Origin of the sequence: Mycobacterium asiaticum, assembly GCF_001673315.1 — a bacterium.
Lineage (GTDB): Bacteria > Actinomycetota > Actinomycetes > Mycobacteriales > Mycobacteriaceae > Mycobacterium > Mycobacterium asiaticum_B.
Map to the genome: position 1 here is coordinate 1 of NZ_LZLQ01000039.1, position 1364 is coordinate 1364.

Here is a 1364-nt window from a genome sequence, read left to right on the forward strand (position 1 = left end):
GCGCTGACCACGACGAACAGTGCGTTGAGATTGGCGTCCTTACCCTGCTTGGGCGCGGTGCCGAGCACCACGGCGCGTGTCGGGGGCCGCGGTGCCGAAGGCAGCCGAGGCTTCGCCGACGACCTCGGCGTCACCGAACCAGGTGGCACCGGCGGTAACGGCGGCACCGGCGGTGATGGCGGCACCGGTGGCGACGGCGGTGGCATGACCGGCGCGAAGGGCACCGACGGGGTCGGTGGCAACGGCGGTGAGGGCGGCAAGGGCGGCGCCGGCGCAGACGGCTTCCTGCACGTCCCCGCCACCGGCGGCGGCAAGGGCGGCACCGGGGGCACCGGCGGCAACGCCGGCGGCGATTTGGTGGCCGCGGGTGCCGGCGGCAAGGGCGGTGAGGGCGGCAGGGGCGGTTTCGGGCCCGATTGGTCGTCGGTGGCGGGCTTCGGCCACGGCGGCGGTGACGCCGGTGCCGGCGGTAATGGCGGTACCGGCGGGACACCAGGCACCGGCGGTCTCGGCGGTGCCTACGGCGATGGCGGCGACGGCGGGGCCGGTGGCGCCGGTGGCGGTGGTTCAAACGGCGGCATCGACGGTTTCTCCACAGATGCGGAGAGCAACGGTGGTGGTGGCGGACGTGGCGGCGACGGCGGTGACGGCGGTACGGCTGGTGGTGCGGGCGCCAAAGCCGGTGCCGGCGGCCAGGGCGGAGAAGGCGGTGACGGCGGCGACGGTATCGGTCCCAGGCCCGGGTTCGGCCACGGCGGTAACGGCGGCCGAGGCGGTGATGGCGGCGACGGCGGTGACGCTCCGATGGGGGCGACCTACGGCGACGGCGGCAAGGGCGGTGCCGGCGGTGAGGCCGGCAACGGATATAACGCCGCGGCTCTGACGAACGCCCAGGCCGGCGGCAATGGCGGGGTCGGCGGCGATGGTGGTACTGGCGGGGCGGCCGGCGGTCTAGGTGGCCACTACGGCGACGGTGGCGACGGTGGTGCCGGCGGTATCGGCGGCGACGGCGCCGACAATTCGCCGAACGTCAACCTTGGTGCCGGGGGCATTGGAGGTAACGGCGGTGCCGGCGGTAGCGGTGGTGACACCCTTGGCGCGGGCGCCAAGGGCGGTCGCGGCGCCGGGGGCGGTGCCGCCGGTGACGGCGGAAACGGCTCCGCCGCCGCCGCCGGCGGCTCAGGTGGTAACGGTGGCCGAGGCGGGGCCGGCGGCAACGGAGGGGCCGCCCCGGTAGGCGGGACTAACGGTGATGGCGGCCAGGGCGGCGCTGGCGGTGACGGCGGTAACGGTGGGGATTCGGCTCGCGGCCAGAGCAATCCGGACGAGGGACCCGCTAACGGCGGTGGTGCGGGTCGCCCGGG

2 pseudogenes are annotated in these 1364 nt (G+C 75.8%); one reads left to right on the forward strand and one right to left on the reverse strand.

Annotated elements, in window-relative coordinates:
• Positions 1 to 86 (reverse strand): annotated as a pseudogene (locus A5636_RS27825) (hypothetical protein); the annotation flags it as partial.
• Between A5636_RS27825 and A5636_RS27555 the strand changes: the two are divergent.
• A pseudogene (locus A5636_RS27555) lies at positions 58 to 1364 on the forward strand (PE family protein); the annotation flags it as partial. The pseudogenes A5636_RS27825 and A5636_RS27555 sit on opposite strands and share 29 nt — an antisense overlap.